Source organism: Streptomyces sp. NPDC090741 (assembly GCF_044769045.1).
GTDB lineage: Bacteria > Actinomycetota > Actinomycetes > Streptomycetales > Streptomycetaceae > Streptomyces.
Genome location: NZ_JBIVXF010000001.1, coordinates 499,672 through 525,857, shown reverse-complemented (window position 1 = coordinate 525,857; position 26,186 = coordinate 499,672). Strand labels below are relative to the sequence as shown.

Below are 26,186 nucleotides of genomic sequence, written 5' to 3'. Positions count from 1 at the left end.
GGTCAGGGAAGCCCGTGGATCTTCCCGGCGTCAACCCGCTTATTTGAGGCGTTCTCCCACCCGGGCGCGGAACGCGTCCATCGTGAAGCCCTTCGGGTCGATCTTGCCGGGCTGCCATTCGAGGTGGCCGATCACCGAGCGCCCGGTCCAGCCGTGGACCCGGCACACGGCCGCCGCCGCGCGGGCCATGGCGTCCAGTTGGACCTCCGGCCAGGGGTCGTCGCCGTCGCCCAGGTTCTCGCACTCGAAGCCGTAGAAGTGCCGGTTGCCGTCGGTGTCCGCGTGGCGGTCCGGCGGGAGCCGCTTCTCCGCGATCACCGCTGCCAGGACGTCCGAGTCGCCCGCCCCGGCGTGGTTGGCGCGGCCGTAGCCGACCAGGTGGACCCGGCCGTCCTTGGTGATGACGCCGTGGCAGAGCGGGCCCGGGAGGGCCTCGTCGCCGTCGCGGCAGAGCTCGACGGTGAACTTCGTGCCGTGCGTGACGGTGTGGTGGATCATCACCCCGTTCACCGGGCCCCACGGGCCCTTGTGGTTGCGGTTGTGGGTGCGCCAGGCGCCCACCTCTACGACGGTCAGACCCTCGTTCCGCAGTGCGCCGATGAACCGGTCCGCGGACATGGGTGCGGACATGGCCGCCTCCTCTCCGGGTGCGCGGTGGTCACCTTGCGTGTCCACCTCATTGCACTCCGGTGTAGTGGAGGCCGCCCCTCCGGGCTAGTGCCTTCGTACGGCGAGCGAGCCGATCCGGACACTCGTCCCGGCCGGCCCACCCGCCACGGGAGTTACGCCGAGGCCAGCCACAGGTCCGGGCCGAACACCTCGTAGTGGATGTCCGAGGCGGGCACGCCCTTGGCGAGAAGCTGCGCGCGCACGGTCCGCATGAAGGGGAGCGGCCCGCACAGGTACGCCGTCGTGCCCGGGGCCACCGGTACGTCCGCCAGGTCGAGGCGGCCCTCGCCGTCGCCCGGCTCGGCGGCGGCCTCGTACCAGAAGCGGGCCGAGGCGTCGGCGAGCTTGTGCGTCAGGGCCCGGTGGTCGGCCCGCAGTGCGTGGTCGGCGGGGGAGCGGTCGGCGTGCAGGACGGTCACGGGGGCGGCGTGCCCGGTGTCGGCGAGGTGCTCCAGCATCGACAGCATCGGGGTGCAGCCGATGCCGGCCGAGGCGAGCAGGACCGGAGCGGCGGAGTCCCGCAGGACGAGGTCGCCGTACGGGGCCGAGACCCGCAGGGTGTCGCCGGTCGCGATCCGGGCGTGGAGGTGGTTCGAGACCTCGCCGTCGGGACCTGCGGCCGCCGGGCCGTGGACCCGCTTGACGGTGATCGAGCGGACCGGGGAGCCGGGCGCGCCGGAGAGGCTGTACTGGCGTATCTGGCGCGCTCCGTCCGGCAGTACGACCTGGACCGAGACGTACTGGCCGGGCTTGAAGGAGCGGGCCGGGGCGCCGTCCGCCGGGACCAGGTGGAAGGTGGTGCAGTCCGCGGTCTCCTCGACGCGGGCGGCGACCGTCCAGGTGCGCCAGACGTCGCCGGCGAGGACCTGCTGCTCGGCGTAGAGCCGCTCCTCGATGGCGATCAGGGCGTTGGCCATCAGCCAGTAGACCTCGTCCCAGGCCTCGGCCACCTCGGGGGTGACGGCCTCGCCGAGGGTCTCGGCGATCGCCTGGAAGAGGTGGTGGTGGACGACCTGGTACTGCTCGCGGGTGACGCCGAGGGAGGCGTGCTTGTGTGCGATCCGGTGCAGCATCACGTCGGGGCGGGTGTCGGGGTGGGCGACGAGGTGGGTGGCGAAGGTCGCGATGGAGCCGGCGAGGGCCTGCTTCTGGAGGCCGGCGCTCTGGTTGCCGCGGTTGAACAGGTCGCGGAGCAGCTCGGGGTGGGCCGCGAACAGCTTCGTGTAGAAGAGGTCCGCGATGTCGCCGATGGCCGCGCCGACGGCGGGCAGGGTGGCGCGTACGGTCTCGGTCGACTTCTCGGACAGCATGGGGGAGCTCCTCTTCGCGGCGGGTGCCTCTGCGTCAAGTAATAGGTATTTAGGATGCTTATTTTTGGGTGGGGGTACACCCGTTCGGGCCGTTGATGTCAGGTGCCGGGAACCGGCCAACCGCCCCCGGGGTTCAGGGCCCCCCGGTCCGCCCCGGCGGTCCGCCCGCGATGCCCAGCAGCAGTGGGCCGGTCGGCGCCGCGACCAGGTCGTCCACCGTCAGCGGGTCCAGTGCGGCGAAGAAGGCCTCCTGGGCCCGGCGCAGCGCGCCCCGCAGGACGCAGGCCCCGCGCAGCGGGCAGGGGGTGGTGCCGTCGCAGTCCACGACGTCCCCCGCACCCTCCAGCTCGCGGACCACCCCGCCCACCGAGGCCGCCCGGCCGGCGGCGGTCAGCGCGAGTCCGCCGCCGCGGCCGCGCCGCGCCTCGACCAGGCCGAGGTGCTGCAGCCGGGCGACCACTTTCGCCGTGTGCGTGTACGGGACCTCCATGGCCGCCGCCACGTCGCGCGTGGTCGGGAGGTCCGCGTCCGCGACGGCGAGACGCATCAGGACGCGCAGCGCCAGGTCGGTGAATCGGGTCAACCGCATGGCCCCACCCTAGAAAACTCGCATCTGTCATGCAAATTAAAGCCGCCCCGGCCCCGCCCCGAAAACGGGCACGGCCGGAACCAGTGGGATGGAAGGGGCCTTGTGTGAAGGAGATGAACTCCAAAGAGTGCCCACGCCCGGACGGAGTAGTCCCACCCTTTTGTGTAATGGTCCCACCACGTTCCGTACTGGGAGGCTGCATCCTGCAGATCCATGGAGTGATCGAAAGGGATACACATGTCGGTCCAGGCAGGTTCCGAATCCGGGGTCCAGACGCCGCAGAGGAGTCTTGCGACCTCGGCCGCGCGGAACTTGGCAACCACGACCAAGTCCGCGCCGCAGATGCAGGAGATCACCTCCCGGTGGCTCCTGAAGACGCTCCCGTGGGTGCCCGTACAGGGCGGCACGTACCGGGTCAACCGGCGGCTGAGCTACTCGGTCGGCGACGGACGCGTGGAGTTCATCAAGACCGGGACCCAGGTCCAGGTCATCCCGGCCGAGCTCGGCGAACTCCCGCTGCTGCGCACCTACGAGGACCTGGACGTGCTCACCGAGCTCGCCCAGCGGTGCCGGCAGGTCGACTTCGAGGCCGGTCAGGAGCTGACCTCCTTCGGCAGCGCCTCCGACAACGTGTTCCTGCTGGCGCACGGGCGCATCGAGCAGATGGGCCCCGGCCCGTACGGGGACGACGCCGTCCTGCGCACCGTCGCCGACGGCGCCTACTTCGGCGAGGACTCCCTCGTCGACGAGGAGGCGATCTGGGAGTACACCGCCCGGGCCGTCACCTCCGGCACCGCGCTCGTCCTCTCCCGCCAGGACTTCCGGCTGCTCGCCGACCGGGTCGACTCGCTGCGCGCGCACGTGGAGGCCCAGCGCTCCCTGCCCGCCCAGCGCGCCAACCAGTACGGCGAGGCCGCGATCGACCTCTCCGCCGGCCACCACGGCGAGGCGGTTCTCCCCGGCACCTTCGTGGACTACGAGGCGAAGCCGCGCGAGTACGAGCTCTCCATTGCACAAACGGTCCTGCGGGTGCACACGCGCGTCGCCGACCTCTACAACCAGCCGATGAACCAGACCGAGCAGCAGTTGCGGCTCACGGTCGAGGCGCTGCGCGAGCGCCAGGAGCACGAGATGCTCAACAACCCGGAGTTCGGCCTGCTCCACAACGCCGAGTACGACCAGCGCATCCAGCCGCACGACGGCGGGCCCGGCCCCGACGACCTGGACCAGCTGCTCAGCATGCGGCGCGGCTCCGACATGTTCCTCGCCCACCCCCGGGCCATCGCCGCCTTCGGCCGCGAGTGCAACAAGCGCGGCCTGGTCCCGGAGACGATCGACGTCGGCGGCCACCGCATGACGACCTGGCGGGGCGTGCCGATCTTCCCCTGCAACAAGATCCCGATCAGCGACGCGCGGACGACGTCCATCCTCTGCATGCGCACCGGCGAGGACGAGTCCGGTGTCATCGGCCTCCACCAGCCCGGCATCCCGGACGAGATCGAGCCGAGCATGTCGGTGCGCTTCATGGGCATCAGCGAGCAGGCGATCATCTCGTACCTGGTCACCGCGTACTTCTCCGCCGCGGTGCTGGTGCCGGACGCGCTCGGCATCCTGGAGAACGTCGAGATCGCCCGCTGGCGCTGAGCGGCCGGCCGAGCGGGACGACCGGGACGACCGGGGATCGGGGACACGCCATGGGCACCACTGAGGCGATCACGACCGGCGAGGGGCACGAGGCCGCGGCCCTGCTGGAGCGGACAAGAGAAACGGTCAACCCGGAACTGCGCCGCACGGTCGAGAGCCTGCCCGGCTCGATGCGGCGCGTGGCGATGTACCACTTCGGCTGGGAGCAGGCCGACGGCACCCCGGCCGCGGGCAACGCGGGCAAGGCCATCCGGCCCGCCCTCGTGCTCGCCGCGGCCCGGGCCCTGCGGGGCGGGCGGGACGAGAAGGAGGCCGAGGGCGCCGTAGGGGCGGCGGTGGCCGTGGAGCTGGCGCACAACTTCACGCTGCTGCACGACGACGTCATCGACAAGGACACGAAGCGCCGGGGCAGGCCCACCGCCTGGACCGTGTTCGGGATACCGGACGCGATCATCACCGGCGACGCCATGATGGTGCTCGCGCTGCGGCTGCTGGCCGAGGATCCGCACCCCGCCTCGGCGGCGGCCTCGGCGCGGCTCGCGACCTGCGTCATCGAGCTGTGCGCCGGCCAGCAGGCGGACTGCGCGTTCGAGCAGCGCCCGTACGTCTCGCTCGACGAGTGCCTGACCATGGCGACGGCCAAGACGGGGGCCCTGCTGGGCTGTGCCTGCGCGCTCGGCGCGCTCTACGCGGGCGCCGGCCCGGACGAGGTCGACGCGATGGACGCGTTCGGGCGGGAGGCCGGGCTGGCCTTCCAGCTGATCGACGACCTGATCGGCATCTGGGGGGATCCGGGGCACACCGGCAAGCCCGCCGGGGCCGATCTGATCGCCCGCAAGAAGTCCCTCCCGGTCGTGGCCGCCCTCACCTCGGGGACCACCGCCGGCGAGGAGCTGGCGGCCCTGTACGCGGGGCCCATGACCGCGGACGACGTACGCAGGGCCGCCGAGGCGGTGGACCGGGCCGGTGGGCGCGACTGGGCGCAGGCCCATGCCGCGGACCGGATGGGCCGGGCGGTGCAGCTGCTGTCCCGGGCCGTGCCGGACCTCGGGGCGGCGGGCGGCCTGCTGGCGCTGGCGGAGTTCGTGACGCGGCGTACGCGGTGAGTCCGTAGCGGAGGACGGGCGTACGCAAGCGGACGTACGCAAGCCCCGTTCCGGCACTGCATGGTGCCGGAACGGGGCTTTCCGCTGTTCCGGGCCAACTCTAGGATCGCTCGCGGTAGTTGAAACGTGGCGAAGGGTGTGACCAGTGGCGCTGGAGATACGTCAGGCGGATCAGGCGGACCGGGACGCGGTGGCCCGCCTCCTCGACGAGGCCTTCCGCACCGACCCGGTGAGCAGCTGGGTCTTCCCTGATCCGGAGCACCGGGCCGCCGTGCACGGCAGGTTCCTGGGCGTCTTCGTGGACGTGGCGCTGGCGGAGGGCCGGATCGACTACGCGGTGGACGGCTCGGCGGCCGCCCTGTGGCTGCGGGTCCCGGCGGGGGAGCCGGAGGGGGAGGCCGCCGAGGACGACGTCCCGGCGAGGATGCGGGCGGCCGCCGACCCCGACAACGAGCGGTGCGAGCTGGTCGGCCGGCTGACGGGCGAGGTCCACCCGACCGCCGAGGACCACGAGTACCTGCTGATGATCGCGGTCGCCCCGGACCGCCAGGGCGAGGGGCTCGGGACCGAGCTGATGCGGCCGGTGCTGGAGCGGTGCGACCGCGAGGGCGTGCCGGCGTACCTGGAGGCGAGCAGCGAGCGCAGCAAGGGGCTGTACGAACGGCTCGGCTGGGAGATCACGGGGGAGGCGGTGCGCCTGCCGGAGGGGCCGCTGATGTGGCCGATGTGGCGCAAGCCGCAGGGGACGGCGTAATCGCCCTCGCGACGTCGGGTGCCGAAGCCGCCGAACGCGCGGAACCGGCCTACCGTGGAGGTATGGCCGGTGAACAGCACCAACAGCAGGGTCGGCGCCACCCGGGACCGCATGACGTGGTGGCCCCGCAGGCCGGGCACGATCAGCACACGTGCCCGGTCTGCGGTCGCTCCGTCGACACCCTCGTACGGCGGCGCAAGGCGCTCGGGATCTTCATCCCGGAGTGGGTGCCGGGTCCCTGCAAGAACCCGGACTGCCCCGAGTACGAAGCCGAGGTGGGCAAGCTGCCCGAGCTCTAGCTAGCTCTTCGTGCCCAGGCCGGACGCGGCCAGCCCGCCCAGCCACAGCTGGTTCACGCGCGAGCGCTCCGCGGAGTTCGGGTAGGGGTTCTGGCAGGAGGTGCCCGGACCGCCGCCCGACATCAGCTCGGAGCAGGGGCCCGAGTAGTGGTCCGGCAGACCCAGCACGTGTCCGGTCTCGTGCGCGGTCACCCGGGTGGAGTTGTACTGCTGGTTCTGCTGGTAGTCGAGGAAGATGTAGCCGCGGCCGTGGCCGTCCGTGCTCGCGTACGAACCGCGCGAGTCGTTGCCCTCGTAGTACGAGAAGTTCCCGCCGGAGGAGACCTCCTGGAGCTTCACGTTCGAGACCGAGCTGTTCCATATCTGGGTGGAGCCGGCTATCTGGCTGCGGAAGCTGGGCGCGTTGCGCGTGTTGTACGTGACGGTCACCGCGAGGACGCCCGGGTTCGCGGCGCGCTGCTCGGCGACCGAGCGCTGCACGGCCTCGAAGAAGGCGCGGTTCGCGTCCTGGTTCTCCTGCGAGCGCTCGTACGCCGAGTAGGTCGCGGTGTTGCCGACGGGGGCGGGGGCGGCGCTGGCGGTGGGGACGGCGCCGAGGGCGGCCGCGAAGCCGAGGCCGACGGTGGCGGCCAGCACGGCCTTTCGGGACGTACGGGAGTGGCGCATGTGGGGGGCTCCTACTCATCCGGTGTGGGGGGTGGGTCGTTCGGTACCGGAGTCTGCGGGAGCGGGAGCGGCCGGCGGATGATGTCAGACACCGATAGCGCGGCCCTATCGGGAAGATTTCGGAAGGTCAACTTCCGCGAGAATGGCGGGATTCGATGGGGTATCAGTGGCTGGTGCGGTCCGCCGGGACCGGCCTACTCTCGGGTCATGGAGCTCGAGGTGAGGCACCTGCGCGCGCTGTGCGCCATTGCCGACGCCGGCAGTCTGCACAAAGCCGCGCGGCAGCTCGGCGTGAGCCAGCCCTCCTTGACGACCCAGCTGCGGCGCATCGAACGCGCCCTGGACGGCGAGCTGTTCCTGCGTGAGCGCACCGGCTGCCGGCCCACCCCGTTCGGCCGCAGCGTCCTCGGCCGGGCCCGTCCGCTGCTGGCCGAGATGGCCGCGCTCGTCGCCGAGGCGAGGGCGCTGGCCCGCGGGCCGCGGCTGAACATCGGCTCCACCGCCAGCCGCGCGATACCGGGGTGGCTGCGCCGGATCCACCGCCGGATGCCGGACACCGAGACCTCGCTGGTGGTGGACGTCTCCGCCAACGCCCTGCTGCGGATGGTGGCTTCGGGGCAGCTGGACGTGGCGTTCGTCCACGAGGTGGAGGGCTGCCCGCTGCGGGTGCCGGCCGGGCTGGAGCTGCGGATCCTGATGGAGCGCGAGCCGCAGTTCGTGTCGATGTCCCGGGACCATCCGGCGGCGCGCCGGCCGGTGGTCGCGTTACAGGACCTGGCGGCCGACCGGTGGACGGTCGACCCCTCCGTGGACGGCGAATGGGACGGCCTGCGCAGGATGTTCGCCGGGGCCGGGCTGGACCCGCCGGTGCTGCACGCCGACTACCACACCGCGACCTCGCTGATCGTCTCCGGCGAGGCGGTGGCCCCCTGCCAGCCGACGTCGGGGCCGCGCGACGACATGGCGATACGTCCGCTGTCCGGCGACCCCCTGGCGGTGCGGCTGCTGCTGGCCACCCGCCCGGGCGCCCACGCCGAGGTCTTCGAGGACCTCCGCGCCGCCTACCGCGAGGCCGCCCTGCGCACACCCCCCTACCGCGCCTGGCTCCACCACCACGAAAGCCCCCTCCTCGCGGCGTAGCCGCGATACAACGCGACAACCAGCCCCGCCGGCCGTTCGAGGCGCGGGGCCGCTGACGGCTGCCCTGCGGCGAGGCCGGGGCTTGACTTCGGAAATCCGCGATATATCGTGTTCATCAGAAGACGCGATATGTTGCGTGCCGAGTCCGTACGCCGAGGAGGATCAGCACCATGGCAGAGCAGAAGACGTGGTCGGTCGCCGAACCGCAGAAGCTCACCTTCGAGGAGCCGGTGACCGAGCTCCGCGTCCGTGTCGTGGGCGGCACGGTGAACGTCGTCGCCGACGAGGGTCCGGCCAGGCTGGAGGTGGCCGCGGTCGACGGGCCGCCGCTGTACGTCGTGCAGGAGGGCGGCACGCTCACCGTCTCCTACGAGGACCTCCCCTGGAACGGTTCCCAGGGCTTCAAGGAGTGGCTGGAGGGCAAGCCCTGGAAGTCCTGGACCCGCACGGGTCTGGGCCGCAAGTCCTGGGAGCGCAGCGCCACCGTCACCCTCACCGTCCCCGCCGCCACCCGCGTGCAGCTCGCGGCCGTCGGCGCCGCCGCGGTCGTCTCCGGCATCGCCGCCGGCACCGACGTCCACGGGGTCTCCGGCGACGTCACGCTGGTCGGCCTGTCGGGCAAGGTCAGCGCGAAGACCATCTCCGGCGGCGTCGAGGCCCAGTCCCTCACCGGCGAGCTCGGCTTCCACTCCGTCTCCGGCGGCCTGACCGTCGTCGACGGCGCGGGCGGCAGCGTACGGGCCGACTCGGTCAGCGGCGACATGCTCATCGACCTCGCCCTCGACCCGGCCGCCCCGCGCCCCGTGGACATCTCCCTGAACTCCGTCTCCGGGCAGGTCGCCATCCGCCTCCCGCACCCCGCCGACGCGCGGGTGGAGGCCAACACGGCCACCGGCGGCGTCTCCAACGCCTTCGAGGACCTGCTCGTCTCCGGCCACTTCGCCGCCAAGCGCATCGCCGGCACGCTCGGCGCCGGCACCGGCACCCTGCGGGCCACCACGGTCTCGGGTTCCATCGCCCTGCTGCGCCGCCCGGCCGCCGACGCCCCGTCCGGCGAAGGCTCCGCCGCCCCCCTCGTGCTCGACAAGAAGGTGCTCTGACATGCCGCCCGTCTTCGCCCACGGCCGACTCCGCCTCTACCTGCTCAAGCTGCTGGACGAGGCTCCGCGGCACGGCTACGAGGTGATCCGCCTGCTGGAGGAGCGGTTCCAGGGCCTGTACGCGCCCTCCGCGGGCACGGTGTACCCCCGGCTGGCCAAGCTGGAGGCCGAGGGTCTGGTCACGTACGCCACCGAAGGCGGGCGCAAGGTGTACTCCATCACCGAGGCGGGCCGCGCCGAACTGGCCGACCGCGGCGGTGAGCTCGCCGACCTGGAGCTGGAGATCCGCGACTCGGTCTCCGAACTGGCCGCCGAGATCCGTGACGACGTACGGGGCGCGGCGGGCGCGCTGCGGCGCGAGATGAGGGCCGCGGCCTCCGCGTCGGCGGCCCCGGTCGAGGACGCGTCCTGGGCGGCGGCCAAGGAGGAGCTGCGCAAGGCCAAGCAGGAGTGGAAGGAGCAGGCGCGCCGGGCGAAGGACGAGAGCCGCCGGGCCCGCGAGGAGGCCCAGCAGGCCCGCCGCCAGGCCAAGGAGGCGCAGGAGCGGGCGCGCGAGGAGGTCATGCGGATCGCGGTCCAGTTCCAGGAGCAGTTCGCCAAGTCCGGCGGGGTGCTGGGCAATCTGGCCGGAAGCTGGCTCGGTGGCACCGGCAAGGACACCACCACGACCACCGATGCCGCCTCCGCCTCCGCCAGTACGGCCGCCGGCCCTCGCTGGGCCGAGGACCTCGCGCCCACCGGCGATCCGGCCCGTGACCTGGACCGGCTGCTCGACCGCTTCCGCGACGACGTCCGCGACGCGGCCCGCGACCACGGCGTCACCCCGGCCAAGCTGACCGAGGCCCGCGCCCACCTCGCGGCGGCCGCGGACCGCCTCGCCGAGACGCTCAGGCCGAAGCGGTAGGCCTGCGGCGCCCCGCCGGTCGCGACAGGTCGCGAGTCGGGCCGCGAGTCAGGCCGCCGTCAGGCCCGCCTCGGCCGCCGCGTACGTGACGCCGTGGTCCGCCAGGACCTCGGCGGCCGTGCCCGGGCGCGAGAGCAGGGCCAGCAGCAGGTGCAGGGTGGCGATGTGGCGGTCGTGGCGGCCCAGCGCGATGCGCAGGGACTTCTCCAGGGTCTTCTTCGCGCCCTGGGCGAAGGGGACGTGCCGGCTCTCCGGCTCCGGGCGGCCCAGCGCCGAGCGGAGCGAGGAGCCCAGCGTCCGCCGCCGCGGGGCCGCGGCGGCCAGTACGCCCTCGCCGTGGGCCTCCTCGACCCGGGAGAGGATCGCGGTCAGGTCGATGCCGAGGCCCGCGAGGGCCTCCTCGTCCGCCCGGGACATGCCGCCCCGGCGGCGGGCCGCGGCGAGGTCCGCAGCCATCGCGGCGCGGTCGACGCCCAGAGGGTCCAGCGCGCCCCGGCCCAGCAGGGCCAGGAGCAGGTGCTCCTCGGTGACGGTGGTGGCCCCCGCCTGCCGGGCCTCGGCCACGGCGCCCACCACGGTGTCCCTGGCGTCCTGCGTGAAGCGTTCGAACATCAGACCCTCCCGTGCTTCTTGTGCACGGCCTGCCGGCTGACGCCCAGCTCGGCCGCGATTTCCTGCCAGGACCAGCCCTGCGCGCGGGCGCTGCGTACCTGTACGGCCTCCAGCTGCTCCAGCAGCCTGCGGAGGGCGGCCACGGCACGCAGGCCCACCCGTGGATCGCGGTCACCGGCCCGCTCGGCGAGATCCGTCGCTTCTGTCATGCATGTCAATGTAGGTTGACGGACACGATGGTGTCAACCATCGTTGACAAACCGGCGGCTACACCGTCAGGACGATCTTCCCGAACAGGTCGCCCGCCTCCAGCTTCTCGAAGCCCTCCCGCGCCCGGTCCAGCGGCAGGACCTCGTCGATCACCGGCCGCACCCCGGTCGCCGCGCAGAACGCCAGCAGGTCCTCCAGCTCGTCCTTCGACCCCATCGTCGAGCCGACCACCTTGAGCTCCAGGAAGAAGATCCGCGTCAGTTCGGCGTGCGCCGGCCGGTCCCCGCTCGTGGCGCCCGAGATGACCAGGGTGCCGCCGGGGCGCAGCGACTTGACCGAGTGCGACCAGGTGGCCGCGCCGACCGTCTCGATCACCGCGTCCACCCGCTGCGGTAGCCGCGCGCCCGGCTCGTACGCCTCCACCGCGCCCAGCTCCACCGCCCGCTTGCGCTTGGCCTCGTGCCGGCTGGTGGCGAAGACGCGCAGGCCCGCCGCCTTGCCGAGGACGATCGCGGCGGTCGCGACCCCGCCGCCCGCGCCCTGCACCAGTACCGAGTCGCCGGGGCGCACGCCCGCGTTGGTGAACAGCATCCGGTACGCCGTCAGCCATGCCGTCGGCAGGCAGGCGGCCTCCTCGAACGACAGCTCGGCGGGCTTGCGCAGGACGTTCCAGGCCGGGACGGTCACCTGCTCGGCGAAGGTGCCCTGGTAGCGCTCGGTCAGGATCGAGCGCGGCTCGTCGGGGCCGACCCCGTGGCCGCTCTGGCCGATCACGGAGTGCAGGACGACCTCGTTGCCGTCCTGGTCGATGCCGGCGGCGTCGCAGCCGAGGATCATCGGGAGTTTGTCCTCGCCGAGGCCGACCCCGCGCAGCGACCACAGGTCGTGGTGGTTGAGGGAGGCGGCCTTGACGTTCACGGTCACCCAGCCGGGGCGGGCCTCGGGGGCCGGGCGCTCGCCCAGCACGAGGCCGCTCAGCGGCTGGTCACGGTCGATTCTGGCGGCGTAGGCAGCGAACATGCCGCGACGCTACCGCTCGGTAGCGCGTCGGGCCAGACCCGTCGGGGCCGAGCAGGTGAGGCCTTCGTCGCACGGCCGCCCGTGCGGATCGGTGGCCGTCGGCGGGAACCGGGCGAGGGTGTTCTTGCGTCCGTACTGGGCGGTCCGGGAGCGTAACGGAATCGTTCGTTGCGCACTCAACTAAGCGTGCCACGTGCGGTCTTGTGTGATCAGGAGGGGGAAGCGGAACGTAAGAATCAAGCCTGGAGTGGCGGTAATATTCACGCCATGCGGCCCGGCTCGTCATGAGCCTGCCACCTTGTGGCCGCATTCTCATTGATGAAGCGTCAGCTTCATCGAGGCGCTGAGGCGGAGCATCCCCTCCCGGTTCGGGGGCGGGGAGGGTGTGCCAAACAAAAAGAGGGGCCCGGCCGGATGTTCATCCGGCCGGGCCCCTCTTCCGTGCTGCTGCCGGGTCAGGCCAGGCGGGCCACGCCGTCGGCCTTGGCCGCCGCCGCGACCGCGGCCGCGACGGCCTCGGCCACGCGCGGGTCGAACGGCGACGGGATCACGTAGTCGGCGGCGAGCTCGTCACCCACGACACCGGCGATGGCGTCGGCGGCGGCGATCTTCATGCCCTCGGTGATCCGGCTGGCGCGGACCTTCAGGGCGCCCGCGAAGATGCCCGGGAACGCCAGCACGTTGTTGATCTGGTTCGGGAAGTCCGAACGGCCCGTGGCCACGACCGCCGCGTACTTGTGCGCGACGTCCGGGTGGACCTCCGGGTTCGGGTTGGCCATGGCGAAGACGAAAGCGTCCTTCGCCATCGAGGCCACCGCAGCCTCCGGCACGGTGCCGCCGGACACGCCGATGAACACGTCCGCGCCGTTCAGGGCCGCTTCCAGGGAGCCGGTCTGGCCGGTCTTGTTCGTCAGGCCCGCGATCTCCGCCTTGACGTCCGTCAGGTCGGAGCGGTCCGCGGAGACGACGCCCTTGCGGTCGGTGACGCACACGTCGCCGATGCCCGCGTCCACGAGGATCTTGGCGATGGCGATGCCCGCCGCGCCCGCACCCGAGATCACGGCGCGCAGGTCGCCGAGCGTGCGCCCGGTCAGCTTCGCGGCGTTGCGCAGGGCGGCCAGGGTCACGATCGCCGTGCCGTGCTGGTCGTCGTGGAAGATCGGGATGTCCAGGGCTTCCTGGAGCCGGCGCTCGATCTCGAAGCAGCGGGGGGCGGAGATGTCCTCCAGGTTCACCCCGCCGAAGGACGGAGCCAGACGGATGACCGTCTCGACGATCTCGTCCGCGTCCTTGGTCGCGAGCGCGATCGGCACCGCGTCCACACCGCCGAACTGCTTGAACAGGATGGCCTTGCCCTCCATCACGGGGAGGGAGGCCTCGGGACCGATGTCACCGAGTCCGAGCACGGCCGTACCGTCGGTGACGACGGCGACCACGTTCGACTTCCAGGTGTACTCGTTCACCAGCTCGGGCTGCTCCGCGATGGCGCTGCAGACCTTCGCCACGCCCGGCGTGTACGCGAGGGACAGGTCGTCCTTGTTCTGGACCGGCACCGTGGCCTGGATGGCCATCTTGCCGCCCCGGTGCAGTGCGAACACCGCGTCCGGGTTGTTGTCCGTCGCGCTGTCGCTGCGAGGATTGACGATCTCCGCTGCCACTTTCTTGGCCCCTTAAGTCTTTGAATCGTTGAGGGTGACCACACCTGGTTAAGGGGTGGGCGGGCACCGCGTCCGTACTCCGCATCGACGGTTGGCCCGTCTCCGCGAAGGGGAGGTTCGTACGCGCGGGCGCGCCGCACGCGCGCCCTGAGCCCCGGATGAGGGGTGTAAGGATCCGTTGTACCCGAAGAACGCTCACCCAGACGAGTCGATTCCTGCTCGACTGTAGACCTCTTGTCCTGTTTTCGGCGAAAGGTCCAAACGACTCTGTCCAATGGACGAGACGGACCGCAAATACTCCGTCAAAAAGCCCAGGTCGCAGCGGTTCCTGCGGTCTCGAACCCCCCATTCCGCAGTCCTGTTGGGTACCCCCACCCACCCGTTATCCGATTTTGACCTGACGAACTGCCTGAATGCGTCAGTCCGAATGGCAAGATGCCGTAATCACACGAGGTCGCGACACTCGAAGGTGCGTGCCCGACCGTTCTCGGATGCTCCACCAGCCAGCCGGAGGAACCAGCTCATGACCGCAAGCACCACCCGTCGTACGACCGCCGCCCGGTCCCGGATCGCCGCGGTCGGCGCGATCGCGGTCGCCGGAGCCCTGATCCTCACCGGCTGTGGCGACCAGACGGAGAAGGGCTCCTCGGCGACCCCCTCCGGCGGTACCTCGAAGGACAACAGCGCCCCGTTCTTCTCGGCCCTGCCGAAGAAGATCCAGGACGCCGGTGTCATCAAGATCGGTACGGACTCCGCCTACGCCCCGATGGAATTCGTCGAGGGCGGCAAGATCGTCGGTGTCGACCCCGACATCGCCGAGGCGCTCGGCAAGCAGCTCGGCGTGAAGATGCAGTTCACCGCGGGCACCTTCGACGGCCTGATCACCTCGATCTACACCGGCCGCGAAGACGCGATCATGTCGTCGATCACCGACAACAAGCAGCGCCAGGAGGGCCTGGACGACAAGGGCCAGAAGATCGGCAAGGGGATCGACTTCGTCGACTACTTCTCCTCCGGCCTCTCGCTCCTCGTCAAGAAGGGCAACCCCGAGGGCATCAAGTCCCTGGACGACCTCTGTGGCAAGACGGTGGCCGTCCAGCGCGGCACCACCTACGAGGACGCCTTCAAGGCCCAGGCCGAGAAGTGCGGCGACAAGAAGCTCACCATCCAGGCCTTCGACACCGACGCCGAGGCGCAGACCCGCGTCAAGGCCGGCGGCGCCGTCGCCGACCTGAACGACTACCCGGTCGCCGCCTACACGGTGAAGACCTCCGGTGGCGGCAACGACTTCGAGATCGCCGGCCAGCAGAGCGGCGTCGGCCTCTTCGGCATCGGCGTGAGCAAGGAGAACACCCAGCTCCGCGACGCCCTCAAGCAGGCCCTGGACGCCGCGATCAAGGACGGCTCCTACGGCAAGGCGCTGGAGAAGTGGAACGTGCAGGACAGTGCCGTCAAGTCCGCGACGGTCAACGCAGGTCAGTAAGTCCCGCGCTCCACGCTCCACTGAAGGGCAGTCATTGTGACTGACAAGATCGAAAAGGGTCCGGCCGAGAACCCGCCGGCCGGACCCGGCGCCTCGGGCCTCCCGTACGAGGCCATCAAGGCAATTCCGGTGCGTCACTACGGCCGCTGGGTCAGCGGCGTCGTGGTCGTCGCGCTGCTCGTCTGGCTCGTCTACGCGTTCGCCAACGGCAACGTCATCTGGGCGACGGTCGGCGACAAGCTGTTCGACCCGGCGGTTCTGAGCGGTCTCGGCAACACCGTGATCATCAGCGTCTCGGCCATGGCGCTGGGCCTCGTGCTCGGCATCCTGTTCGCGGTGATGCGCCTCTCCAAGAACCCGGTGACCGGCGCCGTCTCCTGGCTCTACATCTGGTTCTTCCGCGGTACCCCGGTGTACGTCCAGCTGCTGGTGTGGTTCAACCTGTCGCTGATCTTCCAGTACATCAACCTCGGTCCGATCTACAAGAACGAGACCGTCGACATCATGACCCCGTTCATGGTCGCCCTCCTGGGCCTCGGCCTGAACGAGGGCGCGTACATGGCGGAGATCGTCCGGGCCGGCATCCAGTCGGTCGACGAGGGCCAGACCGAGGCCGCCCACGCGCTCGGCATGCCGCAGACGAAGACCATGCGCCGGATCGTGCTGCCGCAGGCGATGCGCGTGATCATCCCGCCGACCGGCAACGAGTTCATCAACATGCTGAAGACCTCCTCCCTGGTCTCGGCCGTGCAGTACACGGAACTCCTGCGGGCTTCGTCGAACATCGGCAACACGGCCGGTGCCATCATGGAGATGCTGTTCGTGGCCTCCTTCTGGTACCTCGCCCTGACCAGTGTGTTCAGCGTCGGCCAGTACTACCTGGAGCGCCGCTTCGCCCGTGGTTCCACGCGGAACCTGCCGCCGACGCCGTTCCAGCGTCTGAAGGCCAACCTGAACATGTTCCGCCGTACGGAGGTCGCGCGATGACCACTCAGCCGATGGTCAAGGCCGAGGGCGTCCACAAGTCGTACGGCGCCGCCCACATCCTGCGCGGCATCGACCTCGAGGTCGCCCCGCGCGAGGTCTTCTGCCTGGTCGGCCCGTCCGGCTCCGGCAAGTCGACCTTCCTGCGGTGCATCAACCACCTGGAGCGCATCAACTCCGGCCGCCTCTCGGTGGACGGTCAGCTGGTGGGCTACAGGCAGAAGGGCGACAAGCTCTACGAGCTGAAGGACAGCGAGGTCGCGGCCCAGCGCCGCGAGATCGGCATGGTCTTCCAGCGCTTCAACCTCTTCCCGCACATGACGGCCATAGAGAACGTCATGGAAGCCCCCGTCATGGTCAAGGGCGAGTCCAAGGCGGTGGCGCGCGAGCGCGCCATCCGCCTGCTCGACCGCGTGGGCCTGGGCGACAAGGGCGGGAACTACCCCACGCAGCTCTCCGGCGGCCAGCAGCAGCGTGTGGCGATCGCCCGCGCGCTGGCCATGGAGCCGAAGCTGATGCTCTTCGACGAGCCCACCTCGGCGCTCGACCCGGAGCTCGTCGGCGACGTCCTCGACGTCATGCGGGACCTGGCCGAGTCGGGCATGACCATGATCGTGGTGACCCACGAGATGGGCTTCGCCCGCGAGGTCGGCGACAACCTCGTCTTCATGGACGGCGGCGTCGTGGTCGAGTCCGGCCACCCGCGCGAGGTGCTGGGCAACCCCCAGCACGACCGGACGAAGGCGTTCCTGTCCAAGGTGCTGTAAGCGCGGCGAACGGACGAGAGGGGCGGTACGGGAGAGATTCCCGTACCGCCCCTCTCGCGCGTCGCGGAAAGTTCTCACTTTCCTACAAGGGCACTACTTCAGGCCTAGGACCAGCGCGTCCGAGGGCGAGCGCCACACCGTCCGGGCCTCCGCGAAGCCCGCCTCGCGCAGGGTCCGCAGGTGCCAGGCGTCGTCGGGGGTGTCCCCGTCGGCGTGCTCGCCGTAGATCTCGTACCGGCGCTTCGTCGGCTCGGCGAGCACCGGGTCGGCGGCCGCGAGGGCCCACCAGTCGGCCCAGTCCAGCGCGCCGGCCGCGCGGGCCCGGTCCATCGCGGCGTGCCGGTGGGCGTGCTCGGCGGCGTTGATGCGCGGGGTCGCGGCGTCGGGCATGTGGTCGGCGTTCATGAAGACCCCGCCCTCGCGCAGCAGCGGGGCGAGCTGCCCGTACACCACGGCGAGCTGCGGGGAGTGCAGCCAGTGCAGGGCGGTGGCCGTCAGGACGGCGTCGTACGTGTCGTACGGGAGCGCCGAGGTCCAGTCGGGGTCCTTGAGGTCCGCGGAGACGAACGTGACACGGCTGTCGCCGTCGAAGTGGCCCCGTGCGATGGTCAACAGCGCCGGGTCGAGATCGACGCCCGTACTGGTGGATTGCGGGAACCGCCGGAAGACGCGGTCCGTAATACTTCCCGTACCGCACGCCAGATCCAGCACCCGGGGGGTGGGTCCCACCAGTGCCTCGACCATGTCCAGCATCACCCGGAACCGCTCCTCGCGGTCGGGCATGTACCACTCCTGCTGCCGGTCCCAGCTCTTCTGCCAGGCCTGCCAGTCGGTCGTGGTCTCCGCCATCGCTCACCCTCCAGTCGTAATACCCTCGAAGAAGTCTCGGCCGTTACTTCGAGACCCTAATCCGCAGCCGTAAGGACTACAAGTGGAACTGGCCCATTACTCGGACTATGCCGTGCGCCTGGTCAACACCGAGGAGCCGGCCCGCAACAAGGATTCGCTGACCTCGATCGACGCCGTCCGGGGCCTCTTCGGCGCCGGGGTCCAGGCCGCGCGCCGGGTCACCGACTCCGACGTCACCCGCTTCCGCAACGTCCGCGGCCGGCTGCGCGCCGTCTTCGAGGCCGCCGATGGCGGCGACCACGTCCTCGCGGTCGACCTGCTGAACTCCCTGCTCATGGAGTTCCCGGTCAGCCCGCAGGTCTCCGGCCACGAGTACCTCGACGACGAGGGCCGCCCCAACTGGCACATCCACCTCGCCGACCACCCCTCGAACGCCTCCGCCGGCTACGCCGCGATCGCGTCCTTCGGCCTGGCCTTCCACCTCACCGAGCACGGCCCCGACCGCCTCGGGCTGTGCCAGGCCGCGCCCTGCCGCAACGCCTACCTCGACACCTCCACCAACCGCTCCCGGCGCTACTGCTCCGACCGCTGCGCCACCCGCGCCAACGTGGCCGCCTACCGGGCCCGCAAACGGCTGGAAGCCGAGGCGTCCGGCCAGAGCGGCCGCAGCGCCGACGCCGCCCAGGACAGCCGCGCCCTCAGCGAACTCTGATCCGCCGCGCGCGGCCGGAAGCGCAGCACGGCCGTCGCCAGCACCAGCTCCTCGGGCACCGTCCCGTAGTCGGTGCTGTCGCCGGTCTCGTTGTACGGGTTGTCCCCGAGCACCCACCAGCCGCCCGGCCGCCGCTCCACCGCCCGCTTGACCACCAGCAGGTCCTGCTGGAACGGGTGGCGCAGCACCACCACGTCACCCGGGCGCACGGCCGCCCCGTACCGGACCACCAGCCGGTCCCCGTGCAGCAGCGTCGGCACCATCGAGGGCCCCGCCACCTCCAGTACCTCGAACGCCATCCGCGAGTGCCTTCTCTCCACCATGCGCGACCTCCTCGCCCGCTCTCGCCTCACTGCGCATGCTGCCGCAGCCTCCCGTACATTCGCTCACCGGTCCGGACGCCACCCTGGACTTTTGTCCTAAGCCCACGGGGCCGCTCGCGAAATCCCCTTTCCCACGGAGTAATCTCCCCTCTTGAGAAGACGATCACGAGGAGGACAAACTCCATGCTTTCCCGCCTCTTCGCCCCCAAGGCGAAGGTCTCCGCCCACTGCGATCTTCCGTGCGGCGTGTACGACCCTGCCCAGGCCCGCATCGAGGCCGAGTCCGTCAAGGCCGTACAGGAGAAGTACCAGGCCAACGAGGACGCCGACTTCCGCGCGCGCGCCATCACCATCAAGGAGCAGCGCGCCGAGCTCGCCAAGCACCACGTCTCGGTGCTGTGGAGCGACTACTTCAAGCCCCCGCACTTCGAGAAGTACCCGCAGCTGCACACCCTGGTCAACGACACCCTGAAGGCCCTCTCGGCCGCCAAGGCGTCGAACGACCCGGCGACCGGCCAGAAGGCCCTGGACCTCATCGCCGAGATCGACCGCATCTTCTGGGAGACCAAGGCCGCCTGATCCCGGCCCGTCCCCGAGCGCGGAGAAGGGGCCCGACCATCACGGTCGGGCCCCTTCGCCGTACTCGGGAACAGTGCGTCCCACGTGTGGACTACTCGTCCTCGTCGTCCTCGTCGTCCAGGCGGGCGAGCCAGGTGGCCAGGCGTTCCACCGGGACCTCGAAGTCCGGGTTCAGGTCGACGAAGGTGCGCAGCTGCTCGGCGAGCCACTCGAAGGTGACCTCCTCCTCGCCGCGCCGCTTCTCCAGCTCCTCGATGCCGCGATCGGTGAAGTACAAGTCGGGCTCCGTGCCGTGATGAAGGTGTGCAGGGGGACGTTTCCCGCCAGGATAATCCGCATACCCGGCGAGACCTCCCCTCTTGCAGGACCCGGCGCTAGCCTGGACGGCCTCCACACCTGAGGGGGCAGGGGATGCCGGACGGGCGCACGGGCGGCACCGCGCGCGCCTTCGAGCTCCTCGAACCCCTCGTCCAGGCGGCCACCGTGCGCGTCCACGCGGCCCCGGACGGGTATGCACCCCATGGGACCGGTCCCACCTGGGGGAGTGGCTTCTTCATCGCCCCCGGCTGGGTCCTGACGTGCGCGCACGTCGTCGGTGAAGGGGGTGCAGCGGTGCGTCTCGTGGGGCGTGAGCTCGGCATCACCTTCTCCTCCGGCGCCGACGGCGCCACCGGCACCGTCACCGGCCGCGTCGAGTGCGTCCTGCCCGAGCGGCTGGAGGAGCGCCGCCCCGCCCGCCGCGCCCTGTGGGACCTGCCCGACCTGGCACTGGTCCGGGTCCTCGCCCCGATCACGCACGCCTGCGTACGGCTCACCGACCGCGGCAGACCGCGCCTCGACGAGGTCGCCTACTTCGGCTGCACCGAGGACCTCGGCACCCCCGAGATCACCGGCCGCACCACCCGGCTGCGCGGTACCGCCGCCGGCGGCGCCGCCCTGCGCCTCGGCGACGACGACGAGATCGAGCCCGGCATGTCCGGCGGCCCGGTCGTGGACCTGGCCCGCGGCGAGGTCGTCGGCGTGGTCAAGGCCCGCCGCAACAACGGCGGCGGCGGACTCGCCGTGTCCGTCGTGCAGTTACGGACCCTGCCGCTGGCCGCCACCGGCCAGGTCGGGCTCTACCGCCGCGTCATGCAGGCCCACGACCTGTACCACTACGACCAGCACCTGAGCGACCGGGGCAGCCGCCGCACCTGGACGGACGTCCACGACGAGCTCCCGGCCCGCGAGGGCCCGTACGAGGGCCGCAGGCGGCTCACCGCCGCCGAGCGCACCACCCTGTGCGGGCTGCTGGCCGAACTGCCCCCGCCGCGCTCCTCGGAGGCCGTCCGCGCCCTGGTCGAGGCGGCCCGCGGCGAGGAGCCGGACCCCGGCCTGCCGGCCCCGCTCAGCTGGCGCGACGGGCTCGGCATGCTGCACGACCCGCCGGGCGGCGCCGGCGAGGCCGCCGCGATGCTCCGGTACGCGACCGACGTCAGCGTGGCCGACCACCGCGAGCCGCCTTCCCCGGGTGCCGACGAAGAGCTGTGGGACTGGGTACGTGCCACTGCCGAGCGGCTGTGGCGGCCCCTGCGGCGGGAGTTGGGCGAGCGGCACGAACAGGGCCTGGCACAGCGCGAACGGCGCCGCCACGCCCGGGCCGACCGTCAGCCGAACGGGCACGCCCGGCCGCCCGGCGCCCTGCCCCAGGGGCCCTCCGTACTGCTGGAGGCCTGGGCGCACGGCTGGGAGGACGTCTACGACTGGCGCGTCTCGGTGCTGTACGGGCCCGCCCACCCCGGCCGGGTGACCCCGGTGGACTCGGGCGTACGGGCCACCCGGGCCGGTCTCGCCGAAGTGCTGCGGGTCCCGCTCGCCGAGGCCTTCCGGCGCTGCGACACCCACGACGCGGCGGCCCTCCTCGAAGTCGCCGTGGCGCCCGAGCTGTTCGGCCTGCCCGTGGACACCTGGACGGTGGTCGGCCGCACCCCGCTGGGCGTCCAGCGGCCGGTGGTGTTCCGCTACCCGGCCGGGAGCGGCGGGATCCCGAACGACGACGAGGCCGACCACCGCCGGGCCGACCGCTGGACCCGCGTCCAGGCCGGTCCGCTGCTCGACGAGCGGGCCGACTGCGACCGCGGCCGCCCCAGGACCCCGGCGCCGGAATGGCTCGACACGCTGCCGGACAACACCGTGCCCGTGCACTGCCGGGCCGCCGAGGCGGAGCCCACCCGCGGCTCCCTGTACGGGGTCCGGGACGCCGGATACGGAGTGGCCGTCACCCGGCGGCCCCCGGCCGACCCGGCGGCCGACTGCGCGCCGTTCCACCGCGGGCTGCGCGAGGAGCTGACGGAGGCGGCGCGGGGAGCGCCGCTGCCGGTCCGGCTCCAGGCACTGCGGGCACGCGCGCACGGGGCCGACCCCGACGCGTACTGGGCGGACGGGATGGCCCTCGTATGGGAGGACCCGGCCCGCGCGCTGCCCGAAGACGAGCCGCTGCAGGGCGACCTGTGACGGGCGGGAGGGGGAGGGAGCAGGCGTGAACGAGGAATGGCTCATCTACCGGGGGGTCGGCGAACCCCACGACGGGATCGAGGCCCTGCCCGATCCGCCGCCGTGGCGGGATTTCGACGGCGGCCCCGTCGGCGAGCCCGGGGGACCGGCGGACACCGCCGACGGCAACGTCGCGCGGCGCCTCGGCGCGCACCGGCAGGCGGCCGAGCTGCACCGGCCCGAGCCCGAGGAGCTGGAGGCCATCAACGCGGCCCTGTACCTGCGCCGGCCGCTGCTGGTGACCGGCTACCCCGGAACAGGCAAGTCCACCCTCGCGCACGCCGTCGCCCACGAGCTGAAACTCGGCCGGGTGCTGCGCTGGCCCGTGGTCTCGCGGACCGTGCTCCAGGAGGGCCTGTACCGCTACGACGCCATCGCCCGGCTCCAGGACGTACAGATCGCCGCGAGCGGCGGCTCGTCCGGCGTCGGCCCCGGCGCGGGCCCCGGCGCGCCCCCCGCCCCCGGCGCGCCCCCCGGCATCGGGAAGTACATCCGCCTCGGCCCGCTCGGGACGGCCCTGCTGCCCACCGAACGCCCGCGCGTCCTGCTCATCGACGAGCTCGACAAGAGCGACATCGACCTGCCCAACGACCTCCTGAACGTCCTGGAGGAGGGCGAGTTCGCCCTCCCCGAGCTCGAACGCGTCGCCGATACCGAGCCCGAGGTGCAGGTGCTCACCGACGACGGGGCGAAGGTCACCGTCCGGGGCGGCCGGGTGCGCTGCCGGGCCTTCCCCTTCATCATCCTGACCAGCAACGGCGAACGGGACTTCCCGGCCGCCCTGCTGCGCCGCTGCATCCAGCTCAAGCTCGGGCAGCCCGGCGAGAAACGGCTCGCCACCATGGTCCGCGCACACCTCGGCGAGGAGGCCGCCCAGCTCGGGGCCGACCTGATCCGGGAGTTCCTCAGCCGCTCCCAGTCCGAGCTCGTCGCCGCCGACCAGCTGCTCAACGCCATCTACCTCACCCACTACGCCGCCCCGCCCACCCGGGAGGACCTCGCCGACCTGCTCATCCAGCGCCTCGACCGCCCGAGGTGAGCGCCCGTGACCATGGACCGGCCACCCCTGCCCGCCTCCTCCGCACCGGCCGCCCCGGCGCCCGTCCCCGCCGCCCTGCGTGACCTCGCCGGGCTGCTGCGCGCCGCCGGGCTCGACCCCACCGCCGAGGAGCTCGCCGACGCGCTGTGGCTGGCCGGGCGGATCGGACCGCCCGGCTCCGCCGCCCCCGGCCGGGACCGCACGGCCCCGCCCCGGCGGCCGCGCACCGCGGGCGAGGCATCCCCGGCCGAGGAGGAGCCCGTACGGCCCGAGCCCGAGCCGGAGGACCCGGTGCGGCTCTACGCCTCCCGGGTGCTGGGGACCGTCGCGGAGGAGGCGGCCCAGTTCCCGGGCAGCGCCGGAGTGCCCGTACGGGTCCCCGGCGCGGCCGCGCTGCCCCGGATCCTGGAGATCCAGCGGGCCCTGCGCGCCCTCCAGCGGCACCGCCCGCCCGGCCCGCCCACCCGGCTGGTGCTCGACGAGCCGGCCACCGCCGAGGCCAGCGCCCGCGCCCTCGGGCTGGTCATCCCCGTACTGCGGCCGGAGAGCCGGCGCGAGGCGACCGTACGGCTCGTCATGGACGCCTCCCCGTCGATGGCCGTCTGGCACGACATGTTCGAGGAGCTGCGGTCCGTGTGCGAGCGGCTCGGCGCCTTCCGCGACGTACAGGTGCACTACCTGCACCGGCTCGGCGACGGCCGGGCCGCCGTCGGGCGCGGACCCGGCCCCGGCACCCGGCTGCGCTCCGGGGACCAGCTGCGCGACCCCACCGGGCGGGCGCTGACCATGGTCGTCTCCGACTGCGCCGGCCCGCTCTGGCGCGAGGGCGAGGCCCAGCGGATGCTGCACCGCTGGGCCGAGTGCACCCCCTGCGTCGTCGTCCAGCCGCTGCCGCAGCGGCTGTGGAGCCGCAGCTGGCTGCCGACCGAGCGGGGCGTCCTCACCCGCGCCGAGGGCGGCCCCGGGAAGCTGCGCTTCCGCCCCGACCGGCCGGTCCGCAACGGGTGGCACACCGGCGGGCTCACCGTCCCCGTCCTGCCGCCCAGCGCCATCGCGCTCGGCTCCTGGGCCCGCCTCGTCGCCGGGCTCGGCACCGGGCCCGTCCCCGCCGAGGTGGGCCGCGTGCTCGCCGACCACCCCGCCGCGCCCCTCCCGCCGCCGCGCGCGGTCCGCCCGCCGCGCGAGCTGGTGCGCCGCTTCCGTGCCTCCGCCTCGCCGCGCGCCGTACAGCTGGCCGTGTACCTGTCGGCGGCTCCGCTGACCCTGCCCGTGATGGCCCTCGTACAGCGCACGATGCTGCCCGACTCGGAGCCCTCGGACCTGGCGGAGGTGCTGCTCAGCGGGCTGCTGCGGCGCGGTCAGGCCGCCGGGCAGTGGTACGAGTTCGTGCCGGGCGTCCAGGACGTCCTGCTCGGGCCGCTCGGCCGGGACGAGGCCGCGCTGGTGCTCAAGCACTGCTCCGAGTACGTGCTCGCGCACTTCGGGCGCGGCGTACGCAACTTCCCCGCCCTGGCCGTCTCCCAGCTCACCGGCGCCCCGCCGGTCGAGGAGGGCGGCGAGGAGCGGGTCCCCGCCGGGCGGCTCCCGCAGGCCTTCGCCGAGGTCTCGGCCCGCGTCGTACGGCGCTACCTGCCCGGCCCGCCCGCCGAGGACCCGGGCGTCCCCGAGCCCGTCGTACCCCCGCCCGGACGGGCCTGGGCGGTGCGCACGGCCCGCGACCGGCTCGCCGCGCAGGACCGTCAGGGGGGCGACGGCGGCCGGCGCGGGCTGTACGAGGCCGTCGCCGTACTGCGCCGGGCCGTCGCCGCCCCCGCCGGGCCGGGGGACACGCCCGGCGAGGCGGAGTGCGAGCTGGCCGCCGTCCTGCTGCGGCTGTGGGCCGGACAGCGCGACCCCGAACTGCTCGCGGAGGCCGAGCGGGCGGTGGCCGGACTCGGCACCCCGCAGGCCCGGGCCGTACTCGGCCGGATCCTGTACGAGCGGGCCCTGGCGGCCGAGCCGGACTCCGAGCTGCTGGCCGCGGCGGAACGGGAGTTCGCGGCCGTAGGCGGCGACCCCGACCCGGAGCTGGACCCGCGGCTGCGCCTGGACTGCGTGGTCCGCAGGGCGCAGACCCTGGTCCGCCTCGGCGAGCTCCGCGAGGACACGGGCGCGCTGCGCGAGGCGCGCTCCGCGCTGGAGGCGGTGACCGGAGCCCCCGCCTCCGACCCGGCGGTGCGGCCCGCCCTGGGCCGGGTCCTGCTCGCCCTGCTGCCCCGCACCCCCGACCCGGCGGAGCGCACGGCGCTGGCCGGGCAGGCCGCCGAGCACCTGGCGGCCGGGCTGGCCGCCGAGCCGGACGCCGAGCCCTCGGGAGCGGAGGCCGCCCGCGTACGGGTGGAGCTGGCCACCGCCCTGCGGTACCTGCCGGCGCGGCTGGAGGAGGCGGCCGGGCAGCTCGACCTGGCCCTGGCCGGGGCCGCCGGCGACCCGGAGCTGCGGCTGGCCGCCCTGGTGTGCCTGGCGCGGGTGCACCGGGCCCGGTACGCGCGGGACGCGCAGCCGGCGGCCCTGGAGGACGCGGCCGAGGCGTACGGCAGGGCCCGCCGGCTGATCCCGCGCGACGCGGAGGCGTACGGGGAGCTGCTGCCCGAATGGGGCGACGTACTGCTGGACCGGGCGCGGGCCGCCGACGGGCGGCGGTTCAGCTCGGTGGCCGTACGGGTGCTGCGCGACAGCCGGGCCGCGGTCCCGCAGTCCGACGCCCGCTCCGCGCAGCGGCTGGTGCGGCTCGCGGAGGGGCTGCGGCTGCGGCACGCGTACGAGGGGGACGTGGTGGACCTGAGGGAGGCGGAGTACCTGCTGGAACTGGCCGTCCGGCAGAGCCGCGGCCCGCTGGAGCAGGCCCGCGCCTGGCGCGAGCACGGAGACGTCCAGCAGGAGATCCACGCGCACACCCGGGCGCTGGACCGGCTCGACAGGGCGGCGGATTCCTACCGGCGCGCCTGGCGCTGCGCGCTGGCCGCGGACCGCGAGGAGCGGCGGGACGTGGCGGTGGAACTGGGGGCGCGGGTGCAGGAGTTGCGCGGCGAGGTACTCGAACGCCTGGCGCGGCCCCGGGCGGCGCTGGACGCCTACCGCTCGGCGCTGGAGCTGTGGACCCGGCTGGGGGATGCGGCCGCCGACCGGCGGGAGGCCCTGGGATCCCGGGTCCGCACCCTGGAGGCGGGGCTGTGACCCCCGTAAGTGGGTAGTGGA

26 protein-coding genes are annotated in these 26,186 nt (G+C 72.7%); 15 read left to right on the top strand and 11 right to left on the bottom strand.

The window, feature by feature from the left end:
• Positions 1-39 precede the first annotated feature (39 nt).
• The 3 genes from ACIQU4_RS02385 to ACIQU4_RS02375 all read right to left on the bottom strand — a co-directional run bounded on the left by ACIQU4_RS02385 (position 40) and on the right by ACIQU4_RS02375 (position 2,568).
• Positions 40-630: an N-acetylmuramoyl-L-alanine amidase gene (locus ACIQU4_RS02385; protein WP_403724783.1), complete on the bottom strand. Its 591-nt coding sequence runs from the start codon at positions 628-630 to the stop codon at positions 40-42.
• Between the two features lie 152 nt (positions 631-782).
• Complete coding sequence (locus ACIQU4_RS02380) at positions 783-1,979, bottom strand: globin domain-containing protein (protein ID WP_403724780.1); 1,197 nt, start codon at positions 1,977-1,979, stop codon at positions 783-785.
• Between the two features lie 133 nt (positions 1,980-2,112).
• Complete coding sequence (locus tag ACIQU4_RS02375) at positions 2,113-2,568, bottom strand: RrF2 family transcriptional regulator (RefSeq protein ID WP_403724778.1); 456 nt, start codon at positions 2,566-2,568, stop codon at positions 2,113-2,115.
• A gap of 237 nt (positions 2,569-2,805) precedes the next feature.
• Here ACIQU4_RS02375 and ACIQU4_RS02370 point away from each other — a divergent pair, with 237 nt between their 5' ends.
• The 4 genes from ACIQU4_RS02370 (at position 2,806) to ACIQU4_RS02355 (ending at position 6,371) form a co-directional block, all read left to right on the top strand.
• The gene (locus ACIQU4_RS02370) at positions 2,806-4,212 is read left to right on the top strand and encodes a family 2B encapsulin nanocompartment shell protein (protein ID WP_403724776.1); all 1,407 of its coding nucleotides are present in this window, start codon (positions 2,806-2,808) and stop codon (positions 4,210-4,212) included.
• A 50-nt stretch (positions 4,213-4,262) separates the two neighbouring features.
• Positions 4,263-5,318, top strand: coding sequence for a family 2 encapsulin nanocompartment cargo protein polyprenyl transferase (locus ACIQU4_RS02365; RefSeq protein ID WP_403724773.1), 1,056 nt, complete (start codon positions 4,263-4,265; stop codon positions 5,316-5,318).
• Between the two features lie 145 nt (positions 5,319-5,463).
• The gene (locus tag ACIQU4_RS02360) at positions 5,464-6,072 is read left to right on the top strand and encodes a GNAT family N-acetyltransferase (RefSeq protein ID WP_403724771.1); all 609 of its coding nucleotides are present in this window, start codon (positions 5,464-5,466) and stop codon (positions 6,070-6,072) included.
• A 62-nt stretch (positions 6,073-6,134) separates the two neighbouring features.
• The gene (locus tag ACIQU4_RS02355) at positions 6,135-6,371 is read left to right on the top strand and encodes a hypothetical protein (RefSeq protein ID WP_403724768.1); all 237 of its coding nucleotides are present in this window, start codon (positions 6,135-6,137) and stop codon (positions 6,369-6,371) included.
• Here ACIQU4_RS02355 and snpA read toward each other — a convergent pair whose 3' ends face one another.
• Positions 6,372-7,037, bottom strand: a complete 666-nt coding sequence (gene snpA, locus ACIQU4_RS02350; protein WP_403724765.1) for a snapalysin — start codon at positions 7,035-7,037, stop codon at positions 6,372-6,374. It abuts the gene before it with no gap.
• A 207-nt stretch (positions 7,038-7,244) separates the two neighbouring features.
• Between snpA and ACIQU4_RS02345 the strand changes: the two genes are divergently transcribed.
• From ACIQU4_RS02345 to ACIQU4_RS02335, 3 genes are all read left to right on the top strand, one after another.
• A complete protein-coding gene (locus ACIQU4_RS02345) occupies positions 7,245-8,177 on the top strand; it encodes a LysR substrate-binding domain-containing protein (RefSeq protein WP_403724763.1) in 933 nt (310 codons plus the stop codon).
• Between the two features lie 170 nt (positions 8,178-8,347).
• Positions 8,348-9,277 (top strand): DUF4097 family beta strand repeat-containing protein, encoded by a 930-nt coding sequence (locus tag ACIQU4_RS02340; protein ID WP_403724760.1) that lies wholly within the window; start codon positions 8,348-8,350, stop codon positions 9,275-9,277.
• Between the two features lies 1 nt (position 9,278).
• The gene (locus tag ACIQU4_RS02335) at positions 9,279-10,181 is read left to right on the top strand and encodes a helix-turn-helix transcriptional regulator (RefSeq protein WP_403724757.1); all 903 of its coding nucleotides are present in this window, start codon (positions 9,279-9,281) and stop codon (positions 10,179-10,181) included.
• A gap of 48 nt (positions 10,182-10,229) precedes the next feature.
• Here ACIQU4_RS02335 and ACIQU4_RS02330 read toward each other — a convergent pair whose 3' ends face one another.
• The 4 genes from ACIQU4_RS02330 to ACIQU4_RS02315 all read right to left on the bottom strand — a co-directional run bounded on the left by ACIQU4_RS02330 (position 10,230) and on the right by ACIQU4_RS02315 (position 13,681).
• Entirely contained in the window at positions 10,230-10,793 is a 564-nt protein-coding gene (locus tag ACIQU4_RS02330; protein WP_403724754.1) for a Clp protease N-terminal domain-containing protein, read from the bottom strand.
• The gene (locus tag ACIQU4_RS02325) at positions 10,793-11,002 is read right to left on the bottom strand and encodes a helix-turn-helix domain-containing protein (RefSeq protein WP_008741547.1); all 210 of its coding nucleotides are present in this window, start codon (positions 11,000-11,002) and stop codon (positions 10,793-10,795) included. Before ACIQU4_RS02325 ends, ACIQU4_RS02330 begins: the two co-directional genes overlap by 1 nt.
• A 58-nt stretch (positions 11,003-11,060) precedes the next feature.
• Positions 11,061-12,023, bottom strand: a complete 963-nt coding sequence (locus tag ACIQU4_RS02320; RefSeq protein WP_403724751.1) for a zinc-binding dehydrogenase — start codon at positions 12,021-12,023, stop codon at positions 11,061-11,063.
• A 455-nt stretch (positions 12,024-12,478) separates the two neighbouring features.
• Positions 12,479-13,681 carry an NADP-dependent malic enzyme gene (locus tag ACIQU4_RS02315; protein ID WP_387282786.1) on the bottom strand — a complete coding sequence of 401 codons (1,203 nt, stop codon included), beginning with the start codon at positions 13,679-13,681 and terminating at the stop codon, positions 12,479-12,481.
• Between the two features lie 523 nt (positions 13,682-14,204).
• On the opposite strand from ACIQU4_RS02315, the gene ACIQU4_RS02310 reads away from it, so the two are divergent.
• The 3 genes from ACIQU4_RS02310 to ACIQU4_RS02300 are packed head-to-tail and all read left to right on the top strand — an operon-like array spanning position 14,205 to position 16,915.
• Entirely contained in the window at positions 14,205-15,164 is a 960-nt protein-coding gene (locus ACIQU4_RS02310) for an ABC transporter substrate-binding protein (RefSeq protein ID WP_385579311.1), read from the top strand.
• 36 nt (positions 15,165-15,200) lie between these two features.
• Positions 15,201-16,151, top strand: a complete 951-nt coding sequence (locus tag ACIQU4_RS02305; protein WP_030153623.1) for an amino acid ABC transporter permease — start codon at positions 15,201-15,203, stop codon at positions 16,149-16,151.
• Positions 16,148-16,915: an amino acid ABC transporter ATP-binding protein gene (locus ACIQU4_RS02300; RefSeq protein ID WP_403724747.1), complete on the top strand. Its 768-nt coding sequence runs from the start codon at positions 16,148-16,150 to the stop codon at positions 16,913-16,915. The genes ACIQU4_RS02305 and ACIQU4_RS02300 overlap by 4 nt, the downstream gene beginning before the upstream one ends.
• A gap of 93 nt (positions 16,916-17,008) precedes the next feature.
• Here the strand turns inward: ACIQU4_RS02300 and ACIQU4_RS02295 are convergent, their stop codons facing one another.
• Positions 17,009-17,764 (bottom strand): class I SAM-dependent methyltransferase, encoded by a 756-nt coding sequence (locus ACIQU4_RS02295; protein ID WP_403724744.1) that lies wholly within the window; start codon positions 17,762-17,764, stop codon positions 17,009-17,011.
• 82 nt (positions 17,765-17,846) lie between these two features.
• On the opposite strand from ACIQU4_RS02295, the gene ACIQU4_RS02290 reads away from it, so the two are divergent.
• A complete protein-coding gene (locus tag ACIQU4_RS02290) occupies positions 17,847-18,476 on the top strand; it encodes a CGNR zinc finger domain-containing protein (protein WP_403724741.1) in 630 nt (209 codons plus the stop codon).
• Here the strand turns inward: ACIQU4_RS02290 and sodX are convergent.
• Positions 18,380-18,799, bottom strand: a complete 420-nt coding sequence (gene sodX / locus ACIQU4_RS02285) for a nickel-type superoxide dismutase maturation protease (protein WP_385579299.1) — start codon at positions 18,797-18,799, stop codon at positions 18,380-18,382. The genes ACIQU4_RS02290 and sodX overlap by 97 nt on opposite strands.
• A gap of 183 nt (positions 18,800-18,982) precedes the next feature.
• Between sodX and sodN the strand changes: the two genes are divergently transcribed.
• Positions 18,983-19,378, top strand: a complete 396-nt coding sequence (sodN, locus tag ACIQU4_RS02280; protein ID WP_048475438.1) for a superoxide dismutase, Ni — start codon at positions 18,983-18,985, stop codon at positions 19,376-19,378.
• A 91-nt stretch (positions 19,379-19,469) separates the two neighbouring features.
• Here sodN and ACIQU4_RS02275 read toward each other — a convergent pair whose 3' ends face one another.
• A complete protein-coding gene (locus ACIQU4_RS02275; RefSeq protein WP_010061466.1) occupies positions 19,470-19,655 on the bottom strand; it encodes a DUF6104 family protein in 186 nt (61 codons plus the stop codon).
• Positions 19,656-19,789: 134 nt separating this feature from the next.
• On the opposite strand from ACIQU4_RS02275, the gene ACIQU4_RS02270 reads away from it, so the two are divergent.
• From ACIQU4_RS02270 to ACIQU4_RS02260, 3 genes are read left to right on the top strand one after another with little or no spacing between them, the layout of a single operon-like run.
• Positions 19,790-21,871 carry a trypsin-like peptidase domain-containing protein gene (locus ACIQU4_RS02270; protein ID WP_403724738.1) on the top strand — a complete coding sequence of 694 codons (2,082 nt, stop codon included), beginning with the start codon at positions 19,790-19,792 and terminating at the stop codon, positions 21,869-21,871.
• A 25-nt stretch (positions 21,872-21,896) separates the two neighbouring features.
• Entirely contained in the window at positions 21,897-22,949 is a 1,053-nt protein-coding gene (locus ACIQU4_RS02265) for an AAA family ATPase (protein ID WP_403724735.1), read from the top strand.
• 12 nt (positions 22,950-22,961) lie between these two features.
• The gene (locus tag ACIQU4_RS02260; RefSeq protein WP_403725932.1) at positions 22,962-26,165 is read left to right on the top strand and encodes an SAV_2336 N-terminal domain-related protein; all 3,204 of its coding nucleotides are present in this window, start codon (positions 22,962-22,964) and stop codon (positions 26,163-26,165) included.
• Positions 26,166-26,186 lie beyond the last annotated feature (21 nt).

Bases quoted from the DNA above. Each gene is read 5' to 3' on its own strand.
- snpA (WP_403724765.1), bottom strand. From the start codon at position 7,037: ATGCGCCACTCCCGTACGTCCCGAAAGGCCGTGCTGGCCGCCACCGTC.
- ACIQU4_RS02260 (WP_403725932.1), top strand. From the start codon at position 22,962: ATGGACCGGCCACCCCTGCCCGCCTCCTCCGCACCGGCCGCCCCGGCG.
- ACIQU4_RS02345 (WP_403724763.1), top strand. From the start codon at position 7,245: ATGGAGCTCGAGGTGAGGCACCTGCGCGCGCTGTGCGCCATTGCCGAC.
- ACIQU4_RS02295 (WP_403724744.1), bottom strand. From the start codon at position 17,764: ATGGCGGAGACCACGACCGACTGGCAGGCCTGGCAGAAGAGCTGGGAC.
- ACIQU4_RS02330 (WP_403724754.1), bottom strand. From the start codon at position 10,793: ATGTTCGAACGCTTCACGCAGGACGCCAGGGACACCGTGGTGGGCGCC.
- ACIQU4_RS02320 (WP_403724751.1), bottom strand. From the start codon at position 12,023: ATGTTCGCTGCCTACGCCGCCAGAATCGACCGTGACCAGCCGCTGAGC.
- ACIQU4_RS02310 (WP_385579311.1), top strand. From the start codon at position 14,205: ATGACCGCAAGCACCACCCGTCGTACGACCGCCGCCCGGTCCCGGATC.
- ACIQU4_RS02385 (WP_403724783.1), bottom strand. From the start codon at position 630: ATGTCCGCACCCATGTCCGCGGACCGGTTCATCGGCGCACTGCGGAAC.
- ACIQU4_RS02380 (WP_403724780.1), bottom strand. From the start codon at position 1,979: ATGCTGTCCGAGAAGTCGACCGAGACCGTACGCGCCACCCTGCCCGCC.
- ACIQU4_RS02325 (WP_008741547.1), bottom strand. From the start codon at position 11,002: ATGACAGAAGCGACGGATCTCGCCGAGCGGGCCGGTGACCGCGATCCA.
- ACIQU4_RS02270 (WP_403724738.1), top strand. From the start codon at position 19,790: ATGCCGGACGGGCGCACGGGCGGCACCGCGCGCGCCTTCGAGCTCCTC.
- ACIQU4_RS02340 (WP_403724760.1), top strand. From the start codon at position 8,348: ATGGCAGAGCAGAAGACGTGGTCGGTCGCCGAACCGCAGAAGCTCACC.
- ACIQU4_RS02335 (WP_403724757.1), top strand. From the start codon at position 9,279: ATGCCGCCCGTCTTCGCCCACGGCCGACTCCGCCTCTACCTGCTCAAG.
- ACIQU4_RS02370 (WP_403724776.1), top strand. From the start codon at position 2,806: ATGTCGGTCCAGGCAGGTTCCGAATCCGGGGTCCAGACGCCGCAGAGG.
- ACIQU4_RS02355 (WP_403724768.1), top strand. From the start codon at position 6,135: ATGGCCGGTGAACAGCACCAACAGCAGGGTCGGCGCCACCCGGGACCG.
- ACIQU4_RS02365 (WP_403724773.1), top strand. From the start codon at position 4,263: ATGGGCACCACTGAGGCGATCACGACCGGCGAGGGGCACGAGGCCGCG.
- ACIQU4_RS02375 (WP_403724778.1), bottom strand. From the start codon at position 2,568: ATGCGGTTGACCCGATTCACCGACCTGGCGCTGCGCGTCCTGATGCGT.
- ACIQU4_RS02300 (WP_403724747.1), top strand. From the start codon at position 16,148: ATGACCACTCAGCCGATGGTCAAGGCCGAGGGCGTCCACAAGTCGTAC.
- sodX (WP_385579299.1), bottom strand. From the start codon at position 18,799: ATGGTGGAGAGAAGGCACTCGCGGATGGCGTTCGAGGTACTGGAGGTG.
- sodN (WP_048475438.1), top strand. From the start codon at position 18,983: ATGCTTTCCCGCCTCTTCGCCCCCAAGGCGAAGGTCTCCGCCCACTGC.